Below are 20,346 nucleotides of genomic sequence, written 5' to 3'. Positions count from 1 at the left end.
TGGTGCCGGGCCCCTCTGGCGAGAGTTTACGGCGCTCTCGTGATGTCGGTACCGCCAGCAATCATGGCCGGCGGATTATAACGCAATGACAATTTCATCCACGTGTTTTTCGCGCGAGCGTTCCAGCATGACCGGTGCTCGTTCGTGCGCCACCCCTCTTTTCCATCGCGTTTTGGAGGTGCGGGCATGAGCACGGCAACCCCTTCAAATTCCGTTCTCAGCTATTTCAAATGGGCCTTTATCGTCACCATTGCAGGTCTTGCACTCGGTGCCTGGCTCGGCTGGAACATGACAGGCACGCTTGGTGGCATGGCCAGTGTGTTCTTCATCTGCACAGTCCTTGCGGTTCTGGAAATCTCGCTTTCCTTCGACAACGCCATTGTCAACGCAAACAAGCTGAAGGAAATGACCCCGGTTTGGCAGCAACGCTTCCTGACCTGGGGCATCCTGATCGCCGTCTTTGGCATGCGGATTATTTTTCCACTGGCAATCGTCGCCATCGCGGCCCAGATCGGTCCGATTGAAGCCCTGAAACTGGCTGCTGCCGAGCCTGCGGAATATGCCAGAATCATGAATGAAGCGCATTTGCCGATTGCAGCTTTCGGCGGCACATTCCTGATGATGGTAGGTCTCAACTACTTTTTCGATCAGGAAAAAGACGTCCATTGGATCGCCTTTATCGAAAAGCATATGGCGCGATACGCAAGCATCAAAGGCATTGAAGTTGCCTTCGTCCTGGTGCTGATCCTACTGTTCTCGTCCTTCCTGGAGGGAGCGGAAGCGATTACCTTCCTTTACAGCGCCATCTATGGCCTGTTGACCTTCCTGGCGGTGGAATTGGTCGGAGGCCTGCTCGATGCGTCGCAGCAGACGATGAGCGCTGCGGCCAAAGGTGGCCTGGGCGCTTTCATCTATCTCGAAGTGCTCGACGCCAGCTTCTCCTTCGACGGTGTGATTGGTGCCTTTGCCCTCACCCAAAACCTGTTCGTGATTGCCATCGGCCTTGGCATCGGCGCCATGTATGTCCGCTCGATGACGATCATGTTGGTCGAAAAAGGCACACTCGCGGAATACCGTTATCTGGAACACGGCGCTTTCTACGCGATCCTGATCCTCTCGGTGATCATGTATTGCCAGACGCTGGTGCATATTCCCGAAGTGATTACCGGCCTCGGCGGTGCGGCACTGATCGGCATCTCTCTCTGGTCTTCGATCCGTTATAACAAACGCGAGCACCAGAACGGCTGAAAAGCCTGTGGCGGCACTTGGCACCTTTAAGGCGCCGTGTGCTGCATGGACAACAGCCGTCTTGCCAAACAAAAAGCCCGCCAGTTTCTATAACTGGCGGGCTTTTACATGCGGGATATGAAAAAATTCAGTCAGCGCGCTTGATGTTGCGGAAGCTCAGGGGATCGATACCCAGAAGACGCAGGTCGCGGTCACGCGGCTGGCGATGCCCATCTACAGCCGCGGCAGCGGCGGTTGCTGCGCCGAACACGGCGATGGCACGACCGATAAAGCCTTTACGGGGGAGGGAAGCCATTTTCGTTCTCTTTCCTTGTTAAATCTTACAGAGGAAAGATGGGCCTTCCATTAGCTGGTTTCAATGCACACAAACGCACTGTAGCCATGCAACCTGAACAGATCGGGCTGATTTATCTGTCTGATTTTATGGGTATATCCACTGGCACGACTTTTTTGCGCCTGCAAAGGCCCCAATCTGCCCATTTTGGGCGAGATTTGCAGAGAATTTGCTCGAATGAAACAGAACAGCCCCCTGCGCCATAATGGCGCAGGGGGCTGTTGGTTGTTCATTTTCACCCAGACCGAAACTCAATCTTCGTTGGCAGCAAGCTGCGACAGAACCTGCCCACGCCCTCTGATTCTCATAATCAGCGGAATAAAGAAGGCCGCCGCTGCGACGAGGAAAAGGCCAACAGCAATCGGCGACATGAAGAGCACCGTGAAGTCGCCCTGCCCTATTGCCAGCGCCCGACGCAATTGCTGCTCGGCAAGTGGACCAAGAATGAGACCGATAACGACAGGCGCAATCGGATAACCGAAGATGCGCATGACATAGCCGAGAATTCCGAACGCAAGCAGCATTCCAAGCTCAAACACCGAGGGATTAGCACCAATCGTGCCGAGTGTGGCAAACAGCAGGATACCAGCATAAAGCCAGGGCTTCGGGATGGTCAGCAGCTTCACCCAGAGACCGATCAGCGGCAGGTTCAAAACCAGCAGCATGAAATTGGCAATCAGCAGGCTGGCAATCAGGCCCCAGACCAGTTGCGGATTGGTGGCGAACAGCAAGGGGCCGGGTTGAAGACCGAACTGCTGGAAACCGGCCAGCATGATGGCAGCCGTTGCCGTGGTCGGCAGGCCAAGCGTTAGCAGAGGCACCAATGTTCCGGCCGCCGACGCATTGTTGGCCGCTTCAGGACCGGCCACACCTTCGATGGCACCATTGCCAAATTCCTCAGGATATTTGGTCAGTTTCTTTTCGGTAGCATAGGACAGGAAGGTACCGATTTCGGCACCGCCAGCCGGCATGGCCCCAATCGGAAAACCGATAGCTGTACCACGCAACCAGGGCTTCCAGGACCGTGCCCAATCCTGCGCACTCATCCACACGGAGCCTTTGACCGCTTCGACCTTATCGGGACCAAGATTACCCTGGGCAACGATGTACAGGGTCTCGCCGATGGCGAACATGGCGACAGCCAGCGTCGTGACTTCGACACCATCAAGAAGATCTGGCACGCCGAAGCTCATTCGGGTCTGGCCCGTCAACTGGTCGATGCCGACGATAGCCAGTGTGAAACCAATGAAAAGTGAGGTCAACCCCCGCAATGCCGAGTCACCAAATGCAGAGGACACGGTCACGAAGGCAAGCACCATCAGCGCAAAATATTCGCGCGGACCGAATACCAGCGCAAGCTTAACAATCGTCGTGGCGACAAGCGCCAAGGCAATCGTGGCCAGAAGCCCGGCCACGAACGATCCGATAGCAGCCGTAGCCAAAGCGGGGCCGCCCCGCCCGGCCCGGGCCATCTTGTTGCCCTCCAGCGCCGTGACAATCGAGGCACTTTCGCCCGGCGTGTTGAGTAGGATCGACGTGGTCGAGCCGCCATACATGCCGCCGTAATAAATGCCGGCAAACATGATCAGCGAGCCAGCAGGATCAAGCTGATAGGTCACGGGCAGCAGCAGCGCCACGGTCAGGGCGGGTCCGATACCCGGCAACACGCCAACGGCGGTGCCAAGCGTCACCCCGATCAAGGCATAGAACAGGTTCATGGGTTGCATTGCAACGACAAGACCCTGCATCAGGAATTCAAATGTACTCATGAAGGTAAGTCCCTGTCGGGTATCAGAAAAACAGATTTTCCAGCGGCCCGGCGGGCAGCGATAATTGCAACAGGCCAGCAAACACCAGCCAGACCGCGAGGCTGAGCGCTATGCCTATTGGTATCGAGAACCACAATTTGCGTTTGCCGAAGGCCCTGGCCGTGGCAGCAAAAAGCAGGCCGGTCGCGATAGAGAAGCCCGCAACATCAAGCAGAAGCATCTGCGCGGCAAGACCACCCACAACCCATATCACCGGGGCGATTTCCTGCTTTTCGCGCTCGGGAAACTCACCGCGCCATGCCTCGAACACGGTCCAGATCGCCAATCCGATCAGACAGACCGCTATGGCATAGGGAACTGTCGCAGGACCGACGGGCGAGTAGCCTGCCACAGCGCCAAGCCGGGCAGAGTCCCACAGAATGACACCGGCGATGGCAACGAGACAAACCGCGATTGCAAGCGCCGCCCAATCTGGGCGGCGCTTCTCGTTGTTCAAGGGGGTGAGGCCACTGCTCATTTCACCAGACCGATATCTTTGAGGATCGTCGAGGTCGCGGCAATGTCCTTGTCGAGCTGCGCATTGAAAGCATCGCCAGCCAGATAGGTATCCTGCCAGCCCTTGGTCTTCAGCACGTCTTTCCAGCCCTCGGACTTGGCCAGTTTATCAATATCGGCCGAAACAGCCGCCTTCTGTTCGGCCGACAGCCCAGGAGCGGCAGCCACCATGCGCCAGTTTTCAACCACGACGTCGAGACCGGATTCCTTCAACGTCGGCGCATCGATACCGGCAATCCGCTCGGCACTGGAAATAGCGATCAACCGCAGCGTTCCCGACTTGACCTGGGATTCAAATTCGCCGTAGCCGGAGATACCAGCGGTAACCTGAGCACCGAGAATAGCCGCCAAAGCCTCACCGCCGCCGGAATAGGCGATATAGTTGATCTTGGTCGGATCGACGCCTGCTGCCTTGGCGATCAGTCCGACCGCGATATGATCGACACCGCCGGCCGAACCACCTGCCCAGGAAACCTTGGCCGGATCAGCCTTCAGCGCCGCAACCAGATCCGCGACATTCTTGATTGGAGAGGATGCTGGCACGACAATCGCTTCATATTCGCCGGTCAGGCGGGCAATCGGGGTAACATCCTTCAGCGTAACCGGTGCATTATTGGTGAGAATTGCGCCCACCATGACATAGCCGCCGACGATCAGGGCATTGGATTTGCCCTTTTGCTGGCTTGCAAATTGCGCAAGACCGATGGTGCCACCCGCACCGGGGACATTCTGGACCTGAACCCGCTTCGAAATGCCTTCCTTTTGCATAACAGTCTGTAGGGAGCGGGCGGTCTGGTCCCAGCCGCCGCCGGGATTGGCTGGTGCAATGATGGTGTAATCGGCCGCTGCGGCTGGCAACGCGATAGCTCCGGCCAGGATGGTTGCGAGAATGAACTGCTTCAAAATAATGTCCTCCTTCGAGTGCGCCTCGATGCGCAGTGTTCGTCGATGCCGAAGGAAGAATGTTTCGAGGGATCCTCCTGCAAGCCACGGCAAGACACCGTGCTCGTCCATCCCTTGAGTATCCTCCCTCAAGCCGCAATCATCCGCCTCCACGGACAATCAAGACCTGGAACGCACCATACAAAGCTGTCATCGAGCTGACATTGCACTGCATTTTATCAAATGGAGGAGACAATCTCCACACCATTCGAGGCGCTATTGCGATCGCAAAACCTCATTCCAGCGGGCGATGAGACGCATGCGCTTGACCTGATCGAGATAGACCATCAGTCCAGGGCTGACGGGGACGGGCCGCAGCTGTGCACCCAGCATGGATTGCATGGTATTGGCGGTGTTTTCACCGCCAACATCCGGACTGACCGCCGCAATATGCAACTCACGCGCCATGATACCCTGCCCTTCCTTCGACATGAAGAATTCCAGATAGCGCCGGCCAAGCTCCGGAGATGCGGCCGCCTGTGGCACGAGCCCAATACGCGACATCACAACAGTATAGTCCTTAGGCAACACAATACCGACATCGGGATGACGCGACGCCCAGTCGGCGGCATAGGAGCCGAGAATATTGTAACCCAGCACGAATCGCCCATCGGCGACCCGCTCCAGAATCGCCGAGCTATTGGAGTAGAGCTTGACGCCCGCCGTTCCCATGCTGCGGATCACCGACCATATATCGCCAAACTGCTCCTGGTCGCGCGCCATGAACAGAAAACCGACACCCGAACGCTCGATATCGTAGGTGCCGATCCTGCCATAGACGGCATTTCCCTGGCTTTTCAGGTAATCCACAAATTCCGCTCGTGTCGAGGGCGGCTTCTGACCGATGAAACTCGGCTTGTGATAGACGAAAACCGCAGGCTCGAATGTCAGGGCATAGGCAGTATTGCGCCAATTTGCCCAGGCGGGCCAGCTTGCGCTCATCGGCAGGTCACTGCGCTGGGCATAGCCGTCATTGCTGAGCTTGACTTGCAGATCCATGGCCGACGAAAATGCAAAATCCGCTGTCGTCTTGCCCGCATCGGTTTCCTGGACGATCCGGTCATAGATTTCGCTGGTCTGCATATCCTCGTAGCGCACCGCGATATCGGGGTTTTTCGCCTGGAAGCCTGCAATGATCTGCTTTGCCATCGGCTCATCGAGCGAAGAATAGACAAGCAGCTCGGGAGCTTTCGCATCGCCCGACAAGGCAGGAAACAATATAGGGCCTGCTGCGGCTGGAAACGCAAGGCCCAGCAGGATTGAAATGCACATGATAAACCGCATGAGCCGATCATGCCGCAGCCCAGCGTTGTTAACAAGCACCATGGAGGGTAGCATAGCATAAATGCTTCAAAAGACATCGAAGTGGAATGGGAAGTGTCATTTTCAGCAATTCATCGTATTCCAGACGAAATATAAAGTGCTAGAGCAGTGAGTGAGGAGACATTCCCCAGTGCGCATCTTGCTCGTTGAAGACAATAAGGCTCTCGCCGATGGCCTGTCTGCCATTCTACGCGGCACCGGCTATGCAGTCGATACCGTCAGCGATGGCGCGTCTGCTGACGCCGCGATTGCGACTGAGAACTTCGATCTCATCATCCTGGATCTCAACCTGCCGGAAATGGATGGAATAGAGGTGCTGCGCTGCGTGCGCGCCCGCCATGACAAGGTGGCAATCCTGATCCTGACGGCGCGCGGCACACCGGAAGACAAGGTCAAAGGCCTGGATCTCGGCGCTGACGACTACATGATCAAGCCTTTCGATATCGGCGAGTTCGAAGCGCGTGTGCGCATGTTGTTGCGTCGCCAGGCTGGGCTGCGGTCTTCGATGATCAGCTACGGCGCAGTTTCGCTCGATCTGAATTCGCGCAGCTTTTCAGCGGCAGGCGTCCCCCTCGACATTCCCGCTCGTGAACTTGGACTGCTGGAAGTGCTTTTCATGCGGGCGGGCAAAGTCGTGGCCAAGGAAGCCATCATCCAATCGCTGGCGGCCTTTGACGACGACCTCAGCGCCAATGCCATAGAGCAATATGCCAGCCGGTTGCGCAAACGGCTTGCGCCTCACGGTCTCACCGTGCGCACAGCGCGCGGCATCGGTTATTACCTCGAAAAAACCATGACCGAGACGGCATGACCGGGGCCGCCTACTCGCTCCGTCGCCGTTTGTTGGGCTGGTTGCTGCTATCAACCGCACTCATCGGTGCAGTCGCCCTGGTCGACACCTATTATGAGGCCGTCAAAACTGCCGATACAGTCTCCGACCGGGTTCTGGCCGGGTCCGCATTGGCAATTGCCGAACGGGTCATCGTCTCGGAAAATGGCGAGTTGGCGGTTGATATTCCCTATGTCGCGTTGGAAATGCTGACATCAGGGGCGCAGGATCGGGTATTTTACCGCGTCGATGGTCCAGGAGGCCGCTTCATCACCGGCTACCAGAACCTACCGACAGTTTCCGATTTCAAGGGGCAATCGGCTGTGTATATGGACGCAGCTTTCCGCAACGAGCCGATCCGCATCGCGGCCCTGCAACGGTCTGCCTCGACGGGTATCGATTCGCTGCCCTTCGTGGTGACCGTGGCTGAAACGACGATTGCGCGCAATCAACTCACCCAGGCCATTCTGTTGCGCTCGGCTTTGCGGCTTTTGCTGATGATTGCCGGTGCTGGTGCCATTGTCTGGGTCGCTGTCACCTATTCGCTACGCCCGCTCTACCGGCTGGGAGAGGCCATTGCCGAACGCAGTCCGAACGATCTGCATCCCATAGAGCAATCCGTTCCAAGCGAAGTCGAAAACCTGGTTGAAACCGTCAATTCCTTCATGGTCCGGCTGCAATCGGCGCTGGATGCCCTTCGCCATTTCACCGGCAATGCCAGCCATCAATTGCGCACGCCGCTGGCGATCATCCGCACACAGCTGGCGCTGTCTGCTCGCGCCACAAGCCTTGATGATGCGCAATCGGCAGCGCGCAAGGGCGATGAGGCGCTCGCCCATGCTGAACACATTCTGGCGCAATTGCTGTTGATGGCCCGTGTCGATGCCGTTGGCTCCAATGACCCGCAAACACCGCCCCGGATCGATCTTGCCCAACTGTCACAATCGATCACCGCCGATCATGTGCCACGCGCCGCCGATGCCGGTATCGATCTCGGGTTCGAGGGGCAGGATGGCCCTGCTTTCGTGCTGGCTGAACCCTTACTGATTGGCGAATTGCTCAGCAATCTGATTGCCAATGCCCTTGCCTATGCAGGGAATGGCGCCGAAGTCACCGTGCGCATCCGCCACGACATGCGAAACGTCTTCCTGGTCGTCGAAGACAATGGTCCGGGTATTGCTCCCGAACGACGCGGCATCGTACGTCAACGGTTCGCCCGGGGGGAACACAACCCCTCCCCGGGTTTGGGCCTTGGCCTGCCGATCGTTGAGGAAATCGCCAATCTCTTCAATGCCAAACTCACGCTTCAAGACACGTCAGAGGGACGCGGCCTGACGGTATCGGTCACATTTCCCAATGCCCCAAAAGCATCACACGCATAAGCATTCCAAGGTCTTGAAGGAGCATCAAGTCATCTCCCCGCCCTCGACTGCTTGCGATTCTCGGCCAGTTTACTCGCTGTCCAGATGCAATCTGCAATCAGTCGCGGTGTAAGCTTCACCGGAACGGAGTGAATGACGCTGGCTGGAGCCATGGCGATCTCACCGACCTTGAGCAAGTCGTCTGCTGTGACGTCCGCCAGCCCGAGATCGCCAAGCATCGTCGGTAACTTCAGGTCCTGGCAGAAGTCAATTGCCTCGTTGATCTCATCCAACGGGCGGTTTTCCATTACCAGCAGGCCGATAATGCCGAAAGCGACTTTTTCGCCGTGGAAGAAATGATGGGTCGGCTCCAGCACAGTCAGCGCATCATGGATACCGTGGGCGCCGGAGACACCACAGTTTTCAAACCCGAGACCACTCAAAAGCGTATTGGCTTCGATGATATTTTCCACCGCTGGCGTCAGTTTGCCGTCGATGGCCGCAGCGTAAGCAGCCCGCCCATCGCGCATCAGCACCTCATGGCAACGCCGCGCAATGGCTGCCCCCGCCGCGGTTGTTGCATAGCCATCGCCGATATAATTGTTCGAATGGCTTTCGAAATTGGACCGTGCCTCATACCAGGTCGACAGCGCATCGCCCATGCCGGAAACCAGAAAGCGGACGGGCGCCTTGATGATCAGAGCACTATCAACCAGAACAACATCCGGATTGCGGCCGCAACGCACTACGCGGTCGTAAACGCCGTCCTCGCTATAGATCACGCCAAGCGCACTGGTTGGGGAATCGGTCGAGGCGATGGTGGGGACCGTCACCGTGCGTGCACCAATATGAAGCGCAGAAATCTTGGCCGTATCGAGCGCCTTACCGCCGCCAATCCCGACAACGACGCCAGCACCTGCGGTTTTGCCGAGGCCCACGGCGCGCTCAACTTCGTTATCCGTGGATTCGCCGCAAAATTTCATGAAATGGCTTTTCACCCCATGAGCAGCCAGGTTTTTCTCCACTTCGGGCCGCAGACTATCCCAGAAAAACCCATCGATGACGATCAGTGCCGAGTTTGACAGCGGCGCGATGTAAAGCCCGATTTCATCGATGACACCCGGTCCCTGAACATACCGCAGCGGTCCGCCATAGCCTCTTGAAGTCATGGTTTTATCCTTTTTCTAAAATGCATTGATCAGCGCAGCGTCAAGCCGCCATCAATGGTGATGATTTCACCTGTGGTGAAGGAACTGGCGTCGCTAGCCAGATAGACGACCGAGCCCGACAGTTCCTCGACGGAACCGATTCTGTTCTGCACGGCACCTTTTGCCCAATGATCCCTGACGACATCGGGATGTTCCCGCAGCACGTCATCGGTCAGTTCGGTGCGAATATAGCCGGGCGCAAGCGCATTGACGCGGATATTGTGCTCCGCCCATTCCGTTGCCAGCGCCTTGGTCAGCATATGGACGCCAGCCTTGGAAACATTGTAGGCGGCGTGGCGGAAAGGCCAGTTGACGATCCGCCCTGACATCGAACCGATATTGATGATTGACCCGCTTTTCTGCGCAATCATTTGCCGTCCAACATGTTTGGAGGCAAGAAAAACGCCGTCCAGATTGACGGCCATAGTCTGGCGCCATTGATCCAGGCTGCAATCTTCCGCTGCTGCTGGCAGTACAATACCAGCATTGTTGATGAGAATGTCGATACGCCCGAACCGATCCATCACCGACTGTGTCATGCGCTCGACATCCGCCTCTTGCGCGACATCGGCCTGAAGAGCGAAGCTATCACGCCCCTGCTCCCTCAGGCTGGCGGCCAGTTCTTCGGCACGGTCCAGCGTCGAGCGCACGACGATGGCGACATCAGCGCCATGGGCAGCAAGCGCCTCGGCCAGCGCCTTGCCGATGCCTCGCGACCCACCGGTCACAATGGCCTTGCGTCCGGTCAGATCGAACATATGGCGGTAATCTGATGCTGTGTTTGACATGTAGGCTCCTCCCTATCTGTCTTGTTTTTTCCCGTCAGGCCACCGTTGGTGCAGCCTGTGGTGTAACCGTGCTTTCGCCCCAGCGGGCGAGAATATGTTCAGCGGTGCGCTGCGCCTGCGCGACAATGGTCAGCGATGGATTGACGGCAGTGGATGACGGCAGGAAGGATGCATCGACGACATAGAGATTATCGACGTCCCAAACCTTGCAATGATGATCCAGCACGGACGTCTCGGGCGTCTTGCCAAACCGGGCGGTGCCGCATTGATGCATGGACACCTTGATATCCATCTTGTTGGTAATGATCAGCGGATAACCCAGCGAACGCATATGCCGCGACCAGACCTTGACCAGTTCATTGTGGGATTTGAGGTTGTTGGCCGTATAGCTGAGGCGAATACGGCCATCCGGATCGACGGTGACGCGATTTTCAGGATCGGGCAGATCTTCCGACATCAGCCACCAATCGACGCTGCGGTCTGCAAAAATCGACATCAACCATTCCGGCGCCCAGGCCGCACCCGCAGTCAGCATGCCACCCTGCAACTTGCCAAGCCCCTGGATATTGCCAAGCGGATAGGGTTTTTCGGCATTGGCGAGGTAATAATCATTGATCGCCATGGACTTCTGAAAGACGACGCGGTTCTTCTTGAAGGGCGAGATCGCCATCAGCGCCGTGTTGTTATGTGCCATGTAATTACGGCCGAGTTGGTCAGACATGTTGTTGCCGAGACCGCGCTTATGGGCCTGGTTGGTTGACCGCAGCAGAAGGGCTGCCGAATTGATCGCCCCGGCGCTCGACACGAACAGATCGGCTTCGATCAATCTTTTCTCACCCGCATGGGTCAGTTCGACGCCTGTCACTCTCTTGCCGGTCGGATCTGTCAGCAAGCGATGCACAAAGGCTTCCGTGACAAGCTCGATCTTACCTTTACCACGGGCGAGCGCCGGATTGACGAGACGCACTTCTGCGTCACCCTTGGCGCCCAGCTTGCAGGCAAAGCCGTCGCAGGTCCGACATCGGATACAGCTGCCGCCGGGATGGTAATCAATGGCAATCGGCAGTGGAAAGGGATGCAGTCCCCTCTCCTTCAGCTTTTTTTCAAAGAAGGCTATTTCCGGTTCATGACCGATAGCCGGATGCGGCATGGGGCCGGAGCGTGGCGGCTCGGTCGGGTCGAGGCCCGCCGTTCCATGCGTGCCCATCAACCGTTCAGCCACAGCATAATAAGGCTCGAATTCGTCGTAGGAAACCGGCCAGGCAGGCGCAATGCCGCCTTCATGGGCCAAATCCTCAAAATCCTCCCGGCGAAAGCGCAGGGTCGCCGCACCAAAGAATTTGCTGTTGCCACCGACATAATAGAACGTGCTGGGGCGGAAGGACTGACCATCCTTGTCGCGCCATTCTTCGGTCGTGGCATATTTCTTCTGGTGAAAGACCGCATCGACGCTCCAATTGTCGTCTTCGCGTGGCAGGCGTGGCCCACGCTCGATCATCAGGATATTGCGGCCCGTTTCTGCCAACCGGTTTGCCAGCGCCCCACCGCCCACGCCCGATCCAATAATGATCACGTCGTAAAATCGCTTCAACTCACTCATGTCTCTCTCCCGTGCCTGCCCTTGGCTGCACCTACGTCTGAATGAATGCCTTTCTCCTCAGAAAGGCGCTTTTCTACCAAGGTTTGAAGATGCTCCGATGCTCGTTGGCGTTACATGATCGCACCGACCTGCCAGGGGACGAATTCGTTATCGCCGTAATTGTAGATCTCGCTCACTGTGCGCTCGCCCGAGGCAGTGGCAATCACAGCCTCGAAAATCCGCTGCCCGACCGCCTCCACCGTCTCATCGCCGGTGACGATGGTGCCACAATTGAGGTCCATGTCTTCCTGCATCCGCTCATACATCGGCGTGTTGGTGGCAAGCTTCAGGGATGGCGCCGGCTTGAAGCCGGAAACCGAACCACGCCCGGTGGTGAAACAGATGACATTGCAGCCGCCCGCCACCTGGCCGGTCACGGCAATCGGGTCATAGCCGGGCGTATCCATGAAGACGAAACCGGGCTCGGTAATGCGCTCGGCATATTCATAGACGGCGTTGAGCCTGGTCGTGCCGCCTTTGGCCACCGCACCCAGCGATTTTTCCAGAATTGTGGTCAGCCCACCGGCCTTATTGCCATGGGATGGATTGTTGTTCAGCTCGGCCCTGCCCCGTGCCGCATAATCACGCCACCATTCGATGCGCTCCAGCAGCTTTTGGGCAACATCAGGGCTTTTTGCCCGCCGGGTCAATAGATGTTCCGCACCGTAGATTTCCGGCGTCTCGGCCAGACAGGCCGTGCCACCATGGCGGACCAGCAAATCGGCGGCGTAACCAAGCGCCGGATTGGCGGAAATGCCGGAATAGCCATCCGATCCACCGCATTCGAGCGCCAGTTTCAGCTTGGACACCGGTTGCGGCGTGCGTTTCAAAGCATTGACGGCGGGCAGCATTGAATCGATGGCTGCAATCGCGGCTTCAATGGATTTGCGGGTGCCCCCGGTCGCCTGAATTGTCAGTGCATGAAATCTATCACTCTCCTTGAGACCATGAGCGGAAAGCAAAGCCGGAATCTGGTTTGTTTCGCAGCCAAGCCCGATCATCACCACGCCACCGACATTGGCATGGGTAGCATATCCGGCCAGCGTGCGGGTGAGATAGAGATAACCCTCGGTCAAGGTATTGATGGCGCAGCCGCCCGCGTGGGTCAACGCGATAACCCCATCGACATTGGCGAAATCATCAAGCCTGCCCGGCTGGGCATAATGCTGCGCCACAGCCTTGGCAACGGTGGCGGAACAATTCACAGACGAGATGATGGCAATGTAATTGCGCGTGCCAGCCTCACCATTCTCCCGCTGATAGCCCATAAAGGTCGCGGGCTGTGGCGTAAAAACCGGCTCCTGTGCGTCCACGCAAAATTCGTGGGCCAGTTCCACATCGCCCATCGCCATATTGTGGGTGTGAACATGGTCGCCGACCGCAATGGGCTGTGTGGCAAAGCCGATGATCTGGCCGTATTTGATAATGGCCTGCCCCGGCTGAAGGGCCGTGATGGCAACCTTGTGGCCCTGGGTGATCCGGGTCGAGAGCTGTACACCGCCAAGCTCTGGAAGTGCCACCGGCTCCAGCGTCAACCGGGCAACGGCAACATTGTCGCGCATATTGAGCCTAAGCAGCGGTGAAGAAACCGAAGTCACTGTCATGGTCCTTCCTTTCCATCAAAGAGCGCGCCCTGATCCTCATGCATTTTGGCCATGACGGCGAAGGAGGAATCGAGGTGGATGCGCATGGCCAACTCGGCCTGATCGGCATTTCGGCTGGCCAGTGCACGCACGATTGTGTCGTGCTGCTCGGTCACAACAGCCAGATGGCCTGGCACAGGCGCGCTGAGCTGGCGCATACGGTCGAGATGAACCTTGGCAAGCGTTATAAACTTCCAGATGCGTGGATAGCCGCTGATCGTGGCAATGGCGCTGTGAAAGGCATCATCGCAATCGAGATATTTGCCCAGTTCATTGCTGTCGAGGATGGCCTGCATCTGCGTGATGATCGACTTCAGCTGTGCGACGTCGCTATCGGTCACATTGGCCACAGCCTTTCTGACACTTTCGATTTCCAGCGCCCGGCGAATAACAAAACCCTCTTCCGCCACAGTGAAGGAAATACGGCTGACATAGGTGCCTGAATGGGGAAACACATCCACGAGCCCCTCGTCCGCCAGCCGCTGCAACGCCTCGCGAACCGGCGTGCGCGACACCCCGAACTCGGCGCACAGATCTTTTTCCGAGATGATTGCCCCCGGCTGCATCTCCAGATGGACGATGGCTTGACGCAACAACCAATATATCTGTTCAGCCTTTGGAATTGTCTTCGTCTTTTCCGTGCGCATCGTAATCTCAACAATTTCGGGCATTTTGTCGCCTGTAGAGAAGTTTTCGAAAGCCTGTTGACAGGCGAATAATCATCTGACTTAAATAACTCATATATTGGTTGGCGGTGCAAGTGAAATTTTCAGCCCGCAGCCAGGAGGAATAACCCGAGCTGGCGAGGAGGCCGGCAGGCGCTTTCAAAATTTGGGAATGACGATTCTGGCCGACACTGTTTGCGCGTTGCGTGATGCAATGGCGACGGGAGATCTGTGTCTCACCTCGGCTGACAAACTATGGATGCAAGCGGATCATGGCGACAATCAATTATCTGACGCGGATTGAATTCAACGAAGGCGCAATTTCCACATTGCCCGCGTTGCTGGCTGAACTCGGCGTGAAAAAACCGCTGATTGCAACTGACAAAGGACTGGTTTCGACTGGCCTTGTTGCGAAAGTCCTCGGCCTGTTTGATGAAACACCTGCGGTGTTTGACGGCACTCCGGCCAATCCAACAGAAGAGGCCGTCACCCAGGCTTATGACCTCTATAAAAGCGCCGGATGCGACGGCATTGTCGGTCTCGGCGGCGGGTCATCGCTGGATCTGGCAAAAGCCGTCCGACTTCTGACTGGCCACGCCGCACCACTGGCGCAATATACGGCGGTCGAAGGCGGCGCCTCGAAAATCCACGGACGCATCTGTCCGATGATCGCCGTTCCAACCACCTCAGGCACTGGCTCGGAAGTGGGGCGCGCTGCCGTCATTATCACCCGGGAAGGCCGCAAGCTCGGCATATTGAGTGGCCATATGCTGCCCTCCATTGCGCTCTGCGACCCGGAACTGACCTATGGCCTGCCGCCGTTTCTGACCGCAGCAACCGGCATGGATGCCCTTTCCCACTGCCTGGAAACCTATATGGGACCATCCGTCAATCCGCCTGCCGATGCGATTGCGCTCGACGGTTTGAAACGTGGTTTCCCGGCCATTCGAAAGGCGGTCGCAAATGGTAGCGACCGGCAGGCGCGCTGGGACATGATGATGGCTGCCATGGAAGGAGCCATGGCGTTCCAGAAAGGTCTCGGTGCCGTTCATGCGCTGACCCATCCGCTGGGCGCCATCCGCGACCTTAATCTGCACCATGGCACGCTGAATGCAGTGCTGATGCCCGCCGTCTTGCGCTTCAACCGCTCAGTCATCGGTGCGAAATGGGACGTGATGGCAGACATTATGGGCGGTGCGCCTGATGAAATAACCGCGTCACTGAACCACGACATTGGCATGCCCTCCGGCCTGAAAGCCATGGGTGTGACCGACGCGATGATGGAAAAAATCGCCGGAGAAGCCCTGAAAGACCATTGCCATGCCACCAATCCACGGTTGGCCAGCCGGGAGGACTATCTGGCGCTATTACAGGAATCGGCCTGAAAACCGAGACAAACAACAATCGAGTGGGAGGAGAACACAATGTCTGACTTTGAGGAAACCAAAGATCGCAGCCGGTTCATGGGCGATCTGAAACTGAGCCGACGTGGCGTATTGAGCGCCGGTGCGGCACTCACCGTGGCTGCGGCCCTCAGCAGGCCGCGTATGGCGGGTGCAGAAGACCTGAAATTCTGCGCTTCGCTGGGCTGGACCGTCTGGGAATCGGGTCGCCATATTGTCAATGGCTATAAGGACGCCGTCTCGCGTCTTGGCGGAACCTTGACCATTGCCGATGCCAATTACGACATCAAGAAACAGGCCGATCAGATCGCTTCCTTCGTGGCGTCCAAGCCAGCAGCGATTTTCATCACGCCAGCCGATGCCGCCGCGATCTCGCCTGCCGTGCAGGCTGCAGTTGCCTCAGGCATCCCGATTTTCTGTGGTGACAGCTATGTGCCAAACACCACGGTAACCTCCACCGCTATGTCGAATAATTTCGGCCTCGGAGCTGCTGGCGCAGAATATATTGCCAAACGGCTGAACGGCAAGGGACAGGTCGCCCTCGTCAGCCTGCCCTCCAACGAGTCCTGGGACCAGCGCACGTTGGGCGCAAAGTCAGTGTTCGTCCGCTTTCCCGATATCAAAGTCGTTTCGGAAATCGCCTTTGCATTGGGCGGCACGACGACGCCCCGTCAGGTGGTGGACAATATCCTGACGGCCAATCCTGAGTTAAACGCCATCTGGTGTGCCTGGGATGGCGCAGCATCCGAAGGCACGCTCGCCATTCGCGCCGCAGGCCGCAAGGTGTTCATCACCGGCATCGATGGTGGCCGCCAATCCTTTGAATATATCAAGGCCGGTTCACCCTTTGCCATGACCATGGCCCAGAGCTTCTACGAAATGGCCTATATGAATGCCTTTTATGCCCACGAGGTCGTCGCAGGCCGCAAAGCACCACGCTTCGTCATCACGCCATCCTATGCGGTGACCGAGGACAGCCTGAAGCCGCTCAAGGACATTCCCGACAATTACGACCAACCTGGCGAAGCCATCAAGCTTGGCTGGGCGCGCGCGCTTTAATCTGTCACTCCGGCAGGCTTACCAAGCCTGCCGGCTCCATGAATACAGCCGGAAAGGCGTGGGTGCAGGATATGACAGCCATTCTCGACATGAAGGGAATCGAAAAGCGGTTCGGCGTCGTCAAGGCGCTGGACAATGTCGATTTCTCGCTGGATGCGGGCGAAATCCACGCGCTGCTGGGCATCAATGGCGCGGGCAAATCAACCTTGATCAAGATCCTTTCCGGCGTCTATTCCAAAGATGCCGGTACAATCGCCATCGCCGGGGCGACGGTGGAACTCGGCAGCCCGGCAGCGGCAATTGCCTGCGGCATCGCGTCTGTGCAGCAACATCCGGAACTGGTCGATGACTTCACCGGCGTGGAAAGCATTTTCCTTGGCCAGGAATCGACCAAGGCCGGTCTTGGTCGCCGAATAGATCGAAAAGTGCTGAAGACCGAGGCGGCCTCGCTGCTGAAGCGTTTCCCTATCGAAGTCGATCTTGACCAGCGCGTCGGCGAAATGCCCGCCGTTGACAGGGAAATTGTCGCCATCCTGCATGCGCTCAGGCGCGACGATATCCGCATCCTCATTCTGGACGAGCCGACCTCGACGCTGACCGAGCGCGAAAAGACATCCCTGTTCCAATTGATGCGGCACCTGAAAGCGGCGGGCATCGCTATTATCTATATCACCCACCGGCTGGAAGAGGTTTTCGAGATCGGCGACCGCTTCACCGTGTTCCGGGCGGGAAAGCGCGTTGCCACCTTCACCTGCCGTGAGGCTCGCGACGGCAACATATCCATTCCCGAACTGATGCTGGACGAAAAGCCGGGCAATATCTTTCCTCCCAAGGCCGCGAGCGCCGCAGGGGAAGCACTTCTGGAAGTAGAGGGTCTTGAACGATCTGGCCTGTTTTCCGGTGTGAGCTTCACCCTGCGGCGCGGCGAAATCCTCGGTATTTTCGGCCTCGTTGGCTCCGGTGCCGATGAATTGTCGAAAGCGCTGTTCGGCGTCATCCGCCCCGACACCGGCACGATCCGGATCAAGGGCAAGCCGGTGTCGTTGAAAGACCCGCATGACGCTCTGCGCAAGGGGATTTTCCTTGTTCCCGGGGATCGCCGCACCGAGGGCCTGACGCTGTCGCGCAACGTGATCTTCAACATGACATTGGCCCATCTGAAGAAGGCCTCCTTTCTCGGCGGGCTCTTGAAATTCTCCTCAAGCCGCAAGATTTCCGAACAACTCGCCCGGCGCGTCGCTCTTCACCCGATGACGCTGGACCGCCCGGCCAGTGCCTTTTCCGGAGGCAATCAGCAGAAGATCGTGATCGCCAAGGGCCTCTACCGCGATGCTGACATTTATATCTTCGTCGAGCCGACGGTGGGCGTTGATATCGGTGCGCGCGCCACACTCTATGCGCTGATGCGGGAATTGTCGCAGCATGCGGGCGTGCTGGTAATTTCGTCTGATTGTGACGAAGTGCACGGTGTCGCCGATCGGATGATTGCCCTTTACAAGGGCCGCCCCGTCGCCGTCGCCGACCAACGCCCCAGCCGCGACCAGCTTCTGTCAGCCGGAATCATGGGAGCACGATCATGATTGCTTCATTCAAATCCTCGCCACTTGCCTTGCGGCTTTCAGCCTTCCTGATCCTGCTCTGCGCGATTGCGGTGATCTTTCAGTCCTTTGCTCCCGCCTATCTGACCGAAAACAACCTACACGCCCTGCTGCGCCATATGTCGGTCAACGGCTTGACGGCCATCGGGTTGACTTTCGTCATCGTCGTTCGCCATTTCGACCTCTCCTTTCCAGGTGTTGCATCGTTGGGCGCAATGACACTCGGCTGGCTGCTTGCCAATGACTACAGCCTGTCTGCGAGCGTGCTGGGCGGCATCGGCGTCGGGCTGATGGCTGGGGTGATCAACGGCACGGTGATTTCCTATCTGCGGCTGCCCGATATCGTCACCACCATTGCCACCGGCGGTGTTGCGGTGGGACTGTCCTATTTCTATAGCAACGGCACATCGATTTCGGAAAACTTCTTCATGTCGGGCATCCTCGACCTGAATGACTCAAAATTCCTGGCGCTCGACATGCCTGTTGTCATCCTGCTGGCAACGGCGATCGTGGCTTTCGTTATCTTGCATTGCACCCGCTTTGGCAGGGCCTTTTATGCCACGGGCGAAAATCGGCGCTCGGCGGTGTTTTCCGGCATACGGGTAAAGACCTATATCCTGACGGCCTTCGGCCTTTGCGGCGCGCTGAGTTGTCTTGCCATCACCCTGCTGGTTGCCTCATCTGGGGCAGCCAATGTCACGGCGGGCAACCAGTTGATGATGCCAGCCTTTGCCGCTGTTTACCTGGGGGCTGCCCTGTTTGGCGCGCCGTCCATCCCGGCAACGCTTGCAGGCACGCTGCTGATGTCGGCCATGCTGAACGGCTTCACCCTGCTTGCCATTCCCTACTACTACAGCGACGCCATTGTCAGCACCGTGCTGATCCTCGCCATTGGTATTTTCGATCCGAAGCTCACAACGCTGCTTGGCGACATTTTTGGCCGAAAAGCAGCGGGTAAAGACGGGAGATAACGGATGAAAAACGCAACGGATATCACCATGACGACTGTGCAAAGTGCCGCAACTCCAAGCCGGGTGGACGTACAGGGCTTTTTCCTGCGCTACGGATTATTCCTGCTGCTGGTGCTGCTTATTCTTCTCTTTGCTTGGCTCAGGCCCAGCTTCGTCAGTGGCGGCAACATCAATGACATGTTGCGCTCGGCCAGCATTGCAGCCCTGATGTTTCTGGGGCTGACCTGGATCATTGCGGCAGGTGAAATCGATGTCAGCTTCATGTCCGTTGCAGCGCTTGCCAATATGGTCGTGGCAGCGCTGGTTGCATCAGGCCAAGGCTGGGCTATAGCCTGTCTTGCGGGCCTGCTGGTCGGCCTTGTCTTTGGTCTGGTGAATGGGTTGCTTGTGGCAATCTTCAAACTTCCCGCTCTGGTGATCACCATCGCCACTGGCGGGCTGGCCGGATCGATTGCCGCCGCCATCGGTCTTGGCACATCGATTTCTCTCTCCTCCACCGGCTTCGTCGGCTCTCTCTTGCATGTCAATCTCGGCATCATCCCGCTGCTGACGGTGATCGTCGCCCTTCTCTATGCCGCCGCCTGGTTTATCCAGGAAAGGCTGACCTTTGGGCATTATCTCTATGCCATGGAACAGAACCGCGCCGCCGTGATCGAAGCGGGTGTACCAGTCAACCGATTGCTGCTGATGCTCTACGTGCTGTCTGGCCTTGTGTCGGCACTGGCGGGCATCCTGTTGACAGCCGATCTTTCGTCCGGTCAGCCCTATATCGGCAGTTCCTATTTCATTGACGGCCTGACCTCAGTCCTGCTGGGTGGCATGGCGCTGAAATACGGCAAGCCCAATGTCATCGGCACCGTTACCGCCGTCCTGCTCCTGGCCACGCTTTTGAGCGGTGCCGCCCTGCTCGGCTGGACAGATGCGCAGCGTCAGATCGTGCGCGGCCTGCTGCTGCTATGCGGCGTCGCCACGGTTGTCTGGGCAAGACGCAAGACACGCGCCCACATTTAA

18 protein-coding genes are annotated in these 20,346 nt (G+C 57.6%); 8 read left to right on the top strand and 10 right to left on the bottom strand.

Going from position 1 to position 20,346, the window contains the following annotated elements:
* Nucleotides 1-186 precede the first annotated feature (186 nt).
* Nucleotides 187-1,248, top strand: a complete 1,062-nt coding sequence (locus ASB66_RS00415; RefSeq protein WP_060716105.1) for a DUF475 domain-containing protein — start codon at nt 187-189, stop codon at nt 1,246-1,248.
* A 127-nt stretch (nt 1,249-1,375) separates the two neighbouring features.
* Here the strand turns inward: ASB66_RS00415 and ASB66_RS26410 are convergent, their stop codons facing one another.
* From ASB66_RS26410 to ASB66_RS00395, 5 genes are all read right to left on the bottom strand, one after another.
* Complete coding sequence (locus tag ASB66_RS26410; RefSeq protein ID WP_087729627.1) at nt 1,376-1,543, bottom strand: hypothetical protein; 168 nt, start codon at nt 1,541-1,543, stop codon at nt 1,376-1,378.
* Nucleotides 1,544-1,833: 290 nt separating this feature from the next.
* The gene (locus ASB66_RS00410; protein ID WP_060716106.1) at nt 1,834-3,351 is read right to left on the bottom strand and encodes a tripartite tricarboxylate transporter permease; all 1,518 of its coding nucleotides are present in this window, start codon (nt 3,349-3,351) and stop codon (nt 1,834-1,836) included.
* Between the two features lie 22 nt (nt 3,352-3,373).
* Nucleotides 3,374-3,868, bottom strand: a complete 495-nt coding sequence (locus tag ASB66_RS00405; protein WP_060716107.1) for a tripartite tricarboxylate transporter TctB family protein — start codon at nt 3,866-3,868, stop codon at nt 3,374-3,376.
* On the bottom strand, nt 3,865-4,809 hold the full coding sequence (locus ASB66_RS00400) for a Bug family tripartite tricarboxylate transporter substrate binding protein (protein ID WP_060716177.1): 945 nt from the start codon (nt 4,807-4,809) through the stop codon (nt 3,865-3,867). Before ASB66_RS00400 ends, ASB66_RS00405 begins: the two co-directional genes overlap by 4 nt.
* A 255-nt stretch (nt 4,810-5,064) precedes the next feature.
* Entirely contained in the window at nt 5,065-6,132 is a 1,068-nt protein-coding gene (locus ASB66_RS00395) for an ABC transporter substrate-binding protein (protein ID WP_171431106.1), read from the bottom strand.
* Nucleotides 6,133-6,301: 169 nt separating this feature from the next.
* On the opposite strand from ASB66_RS00395, the gene ASB66_RS00390 reads away from it, so the two are divergent.
* Nucleotides 6,302-6,982 (top strand): response regulator, encoded by a 681-nt coding sequence (locus ASB66_RS00390; protein ID WP_060716108.1) that lies wholly within the window; start codon nt 6,302-6,304, stop codon nt 6,980-6,982.
* A complete protein-coding gene (locus tag ASB66_RS00385) occupies nt 6,979-8,382 on the top strand; it encodes a sensor histidine kinase (RefSeq protein ID WP_060716109.1) in 1,404 nt (467 codons plus the stop codon). Before ASB66_RS00390 ends, ASB66_RS00385 begins: the two co-directional genes overlap by 4 nt.
* Before the next feature lie 29 nt (nt 8,383-8,411).
* On the opposite strand, the gene ASB66_RS00380 is transcribed toward ASB66_RS00385, so the two are convergent.
* The 5 genes from ASB66_RS00380 to ASB66_RS00360 all read right to left on the bottom strand — a co-directional run bounded on the left by ASB66_RS00380 (nt 8,412) and on the right by ASB66_RS00360 (nt 14,310).
* A complete protein-coding gene (locus ASB66_RS00380) occupies nt 8,412-9,530 on the bottom strand; it encodes a glycerol dehydrogenase (RefSeq protein WP_060716110.1) in 1,119 nt (372 codons plus the stop codon).
* Nucleotides 9,531-9,559: 29 nt separating this feature from the next.
* Nucleotides 9,560-10,357: an SDR family NAD(P)-dependent oxidoreductase gene (locus tag ASB66_RS00375; protein ID WP_060716111.1), complete on the bottom strand. Its 798-nt coding sequence runs from the start codon at nt 10,355-10,357 to the stop codon at nt 9,560-9,562.
* A gap of 34 nt (nt 10,358-10,391) precedes the next feature.
* Nucleotides 10,392-11,957 carry a GMC family oxidoreductase gene (locus ASB66_RS00370; RefSeq protein ID WP_060716112.1) on the bottom strand — a complete coding sequence of 522 codons (1,566 nt, stop codon included), beginning with the start codon at nt 11,955-11,957 and terminating at the stop codon, nt 10,392-10,394.
* A gap of 110 nt (nt 11,958-12,067) precedes the next feature.
* The gene (locus ASB66_RS00365) at nt 12,068-13,600 is read right to left on the bottom strand and encodes a UxaA family hydrolase (RefSeq protein WP_060716113.1); all 1,533 of its coding nucleotides are present in this window, start codon (nt 13,598-13,600) and stop codon (nt 12,068-12,070) included.
* Complete coding sequence (locus ASB66_RS00360; RefSeq protein WP_234613833.1) at nt 13,597-14,310, bottom strand: GntR family transcriptional regulator; 714 nt, start codon at nt 14,308-14,310, stop codon at nt 13,597-13,599. The genes ASB66_RS00365 and ASB66_RS00360 overlap by 4 nt, the downstream gene beginning before the upstream one ends.
* A 266-nt stretch (nt 14,311-14,576) precedes the next feature.
* On the opposite strand from ASB66_RS00360, the gene ASB66_RS00355 reads away from it, so the two are divergent.
* From ASB66_RS00355 to ASB66_RS00335, 5 genes are all read left to right on the top strand, one after another.
* On the top strand, nt 14,577-15,689 hold the full coding sequence (locus tag ASB66_RS00355; protein WP_060716114.1) for an iron-containing alcohol dehydrogenase: 1,113 nt from the start codon (nt 14,577-14,579) through the stop codon (nt 15,687-15,689).
* Between the two features lie 39 nt (nt 15,690-15,728).
* Nucleotides 15,729-16,766: a sugar ABC transporter substrate-binding protein gene (locus ASB66_RS00350; RefSeq protein ID WP_060716115.1), complete on the top strand. Its 1,038-nt coding sequence runs from the start codon at nt 15,729-15,731 to the stop codon at nt 16,764-16,766.
* Between the two features lie 71 nt (nt 16,767-16,837).
* Nucleotides 16,838-18,346 carry a sugar ABC transporter ATP-binding protein gene (locus tag ASB66_RS00345; RefSeq protein WP_060716116.1) on the top strand — a complete coding sequence of 503 codons (1,509 nt, stop codon included), beginning with the start codon at nt 16,838-16,840 and terminating at the stop codon, nt 18,344-18,346.
* Complete coding sequence (locus ASB66_RS00340) at nt 18,343-19,335, top strand: ABC transporter permease (RefSeq protein ID WP_060716117.1); 993 nt, start codon at nt 18,343-18,345, stop codon at nt 19,333-19,335. The genes ASB66_RS00345 and ASB66_RS00340 overlap by 4 nt, the downstream gene beginning before the upstream one ends.
* A 3-nt stretch (nt 19,336-19,338) precedes the next feature.
* Nucleotides 19,339-20,346, top strand: coding sequence for an ABC transporter permease (locus tag ASB66_RS00335; protein WP_060716118.1), 1,008 nt, complete (start codon nt 19,339-19,341; stop codon nt 20,344-20,346).

The sequence above is a fragment of the Gillisella vitis genome (assembly GCF_001541345.2).
Taxonomy (GTDB): Bacteria; Pseudomonadota; Alphaproteobacteria; order Rhizobiales; family Rhizobiaceae; genus Allorhizobium; species Allorhizobium vitis.
This window is presented reverse-complemented; position numbering and strand designations above follow the sequence as displayed.

Bases quoted from the DNA above. Each gene is read 5' to 3' on its own strand.
- ASB66_RS00415 (WP_060716105.1), top strand. From the start codon at position 187: ATGAGCACGGCAACCCCTTCAAATTCCGTTCTCAGCTATTTCAAATGG.
- ASB66_RS26410 (WP_087729627.1), bottom strand. From the start codon at position 1,543: ATGGCTTCCCTCCCCCGTAAAGGCTTTATCGGTCGTGCCATCGCCGTG.
- ASB66_RS00410 (WP_060716106.1), bottom strand. From the start codon at position 3,351: ATGAGTACATTTGAATTCCTGATGCAGGGTCTTGTCGTTGCAATGCAA.
- ASB66_RS00405 (WP_060716107.1), bottom strand. From the start codon at position 3,868: ATGAGCAGTGGCCTCACCCCCTTGAACAACGAGAAGCGCCGCCCAGAT.
- ASB66_RS00395 (WP_171431106.1), bottom strand. From the start codon at position 6,132: ATGCGGTTTATCATGTGCATTTCAATCCTGCTGGGCCTTGCGTTTCCA.
- ASB66_RS00385 (WP_060716109.1), top strand. From the start codon at position 6,979: ATGACCGGGGCCGCCTACTCGCTCCGTCGCCGTTTGTTGGGCTGGTTG.
- ASB66_RS00380 (WP_060716110.1), bottom strand. From the start codon at position 9,530: ATGACTTCAAGAGGCTATGGCGGACCGCTGCGGTATGTTCAGGGACCG.
- ASB66_RS00375 (WP_060716111.1), bottom strand. From the start codon at position 10,357: ATGTCAAACACAGCATCAGATTACCGCCATATGTTCGATCTGACCGGA.
- ASB66_RS00370 (WP_060716112.1), bottom strand. From the start codon at position 11,957: ATGAGTGAGTTGAAGCGATTTTACGACGTGATCATTATTGGATCGGGC.
- ASB66_RS00365 (WP_060716113.1), bottom strand. From the start codon at position 13,600: ATGACAGTGACTTCGGTTTCTTCACCGCTGCTTAGGCTCAATATGCGC.
- ASB66_RS00360 (WP_234613833.1), bottom strand. From the start codon at position 14,310: ATGCCCGAAATTGTTGAGATTACGATGCGCACGGAAAAGACGAAGACA.
- ASB66_RS00355 (WP_060716114.1), top strand. From the start codon at position 14,577: ATGGCGACAATCAATTATCTGACGCGGATTGAATTCAACGAAGGCGCA.
- ASB66_RS00350 (WP_060716115.1), top strand. From the start codon at position 15,729: ATGTCTGACTTTGAGGAAACCAAAGATCGCAGCCGGTTCATGGGCGAT.
- ASB66_RS00345 (WP_060716116.1), top strand. From the start codon at position 16,838: ATGACAGCCATTCTCGACATGAAGGGAATCGAAAAGCGGTTCGGCGTC.
- ASB66_RS00340 (WP_060716117.1), top strand. From the start codon at position 18,343: ATGATTGCTTCATTCAAATCCTCGCCACTTGCCTTGCGGCTTTCAGCC.
- ASB66_RS00335 (WP_060716118.1), top strand. From the start codon at position 19,339: ATGAAAAACGCAACGGATATCACCATGACGACTGTGCAAAGTGCCGCA.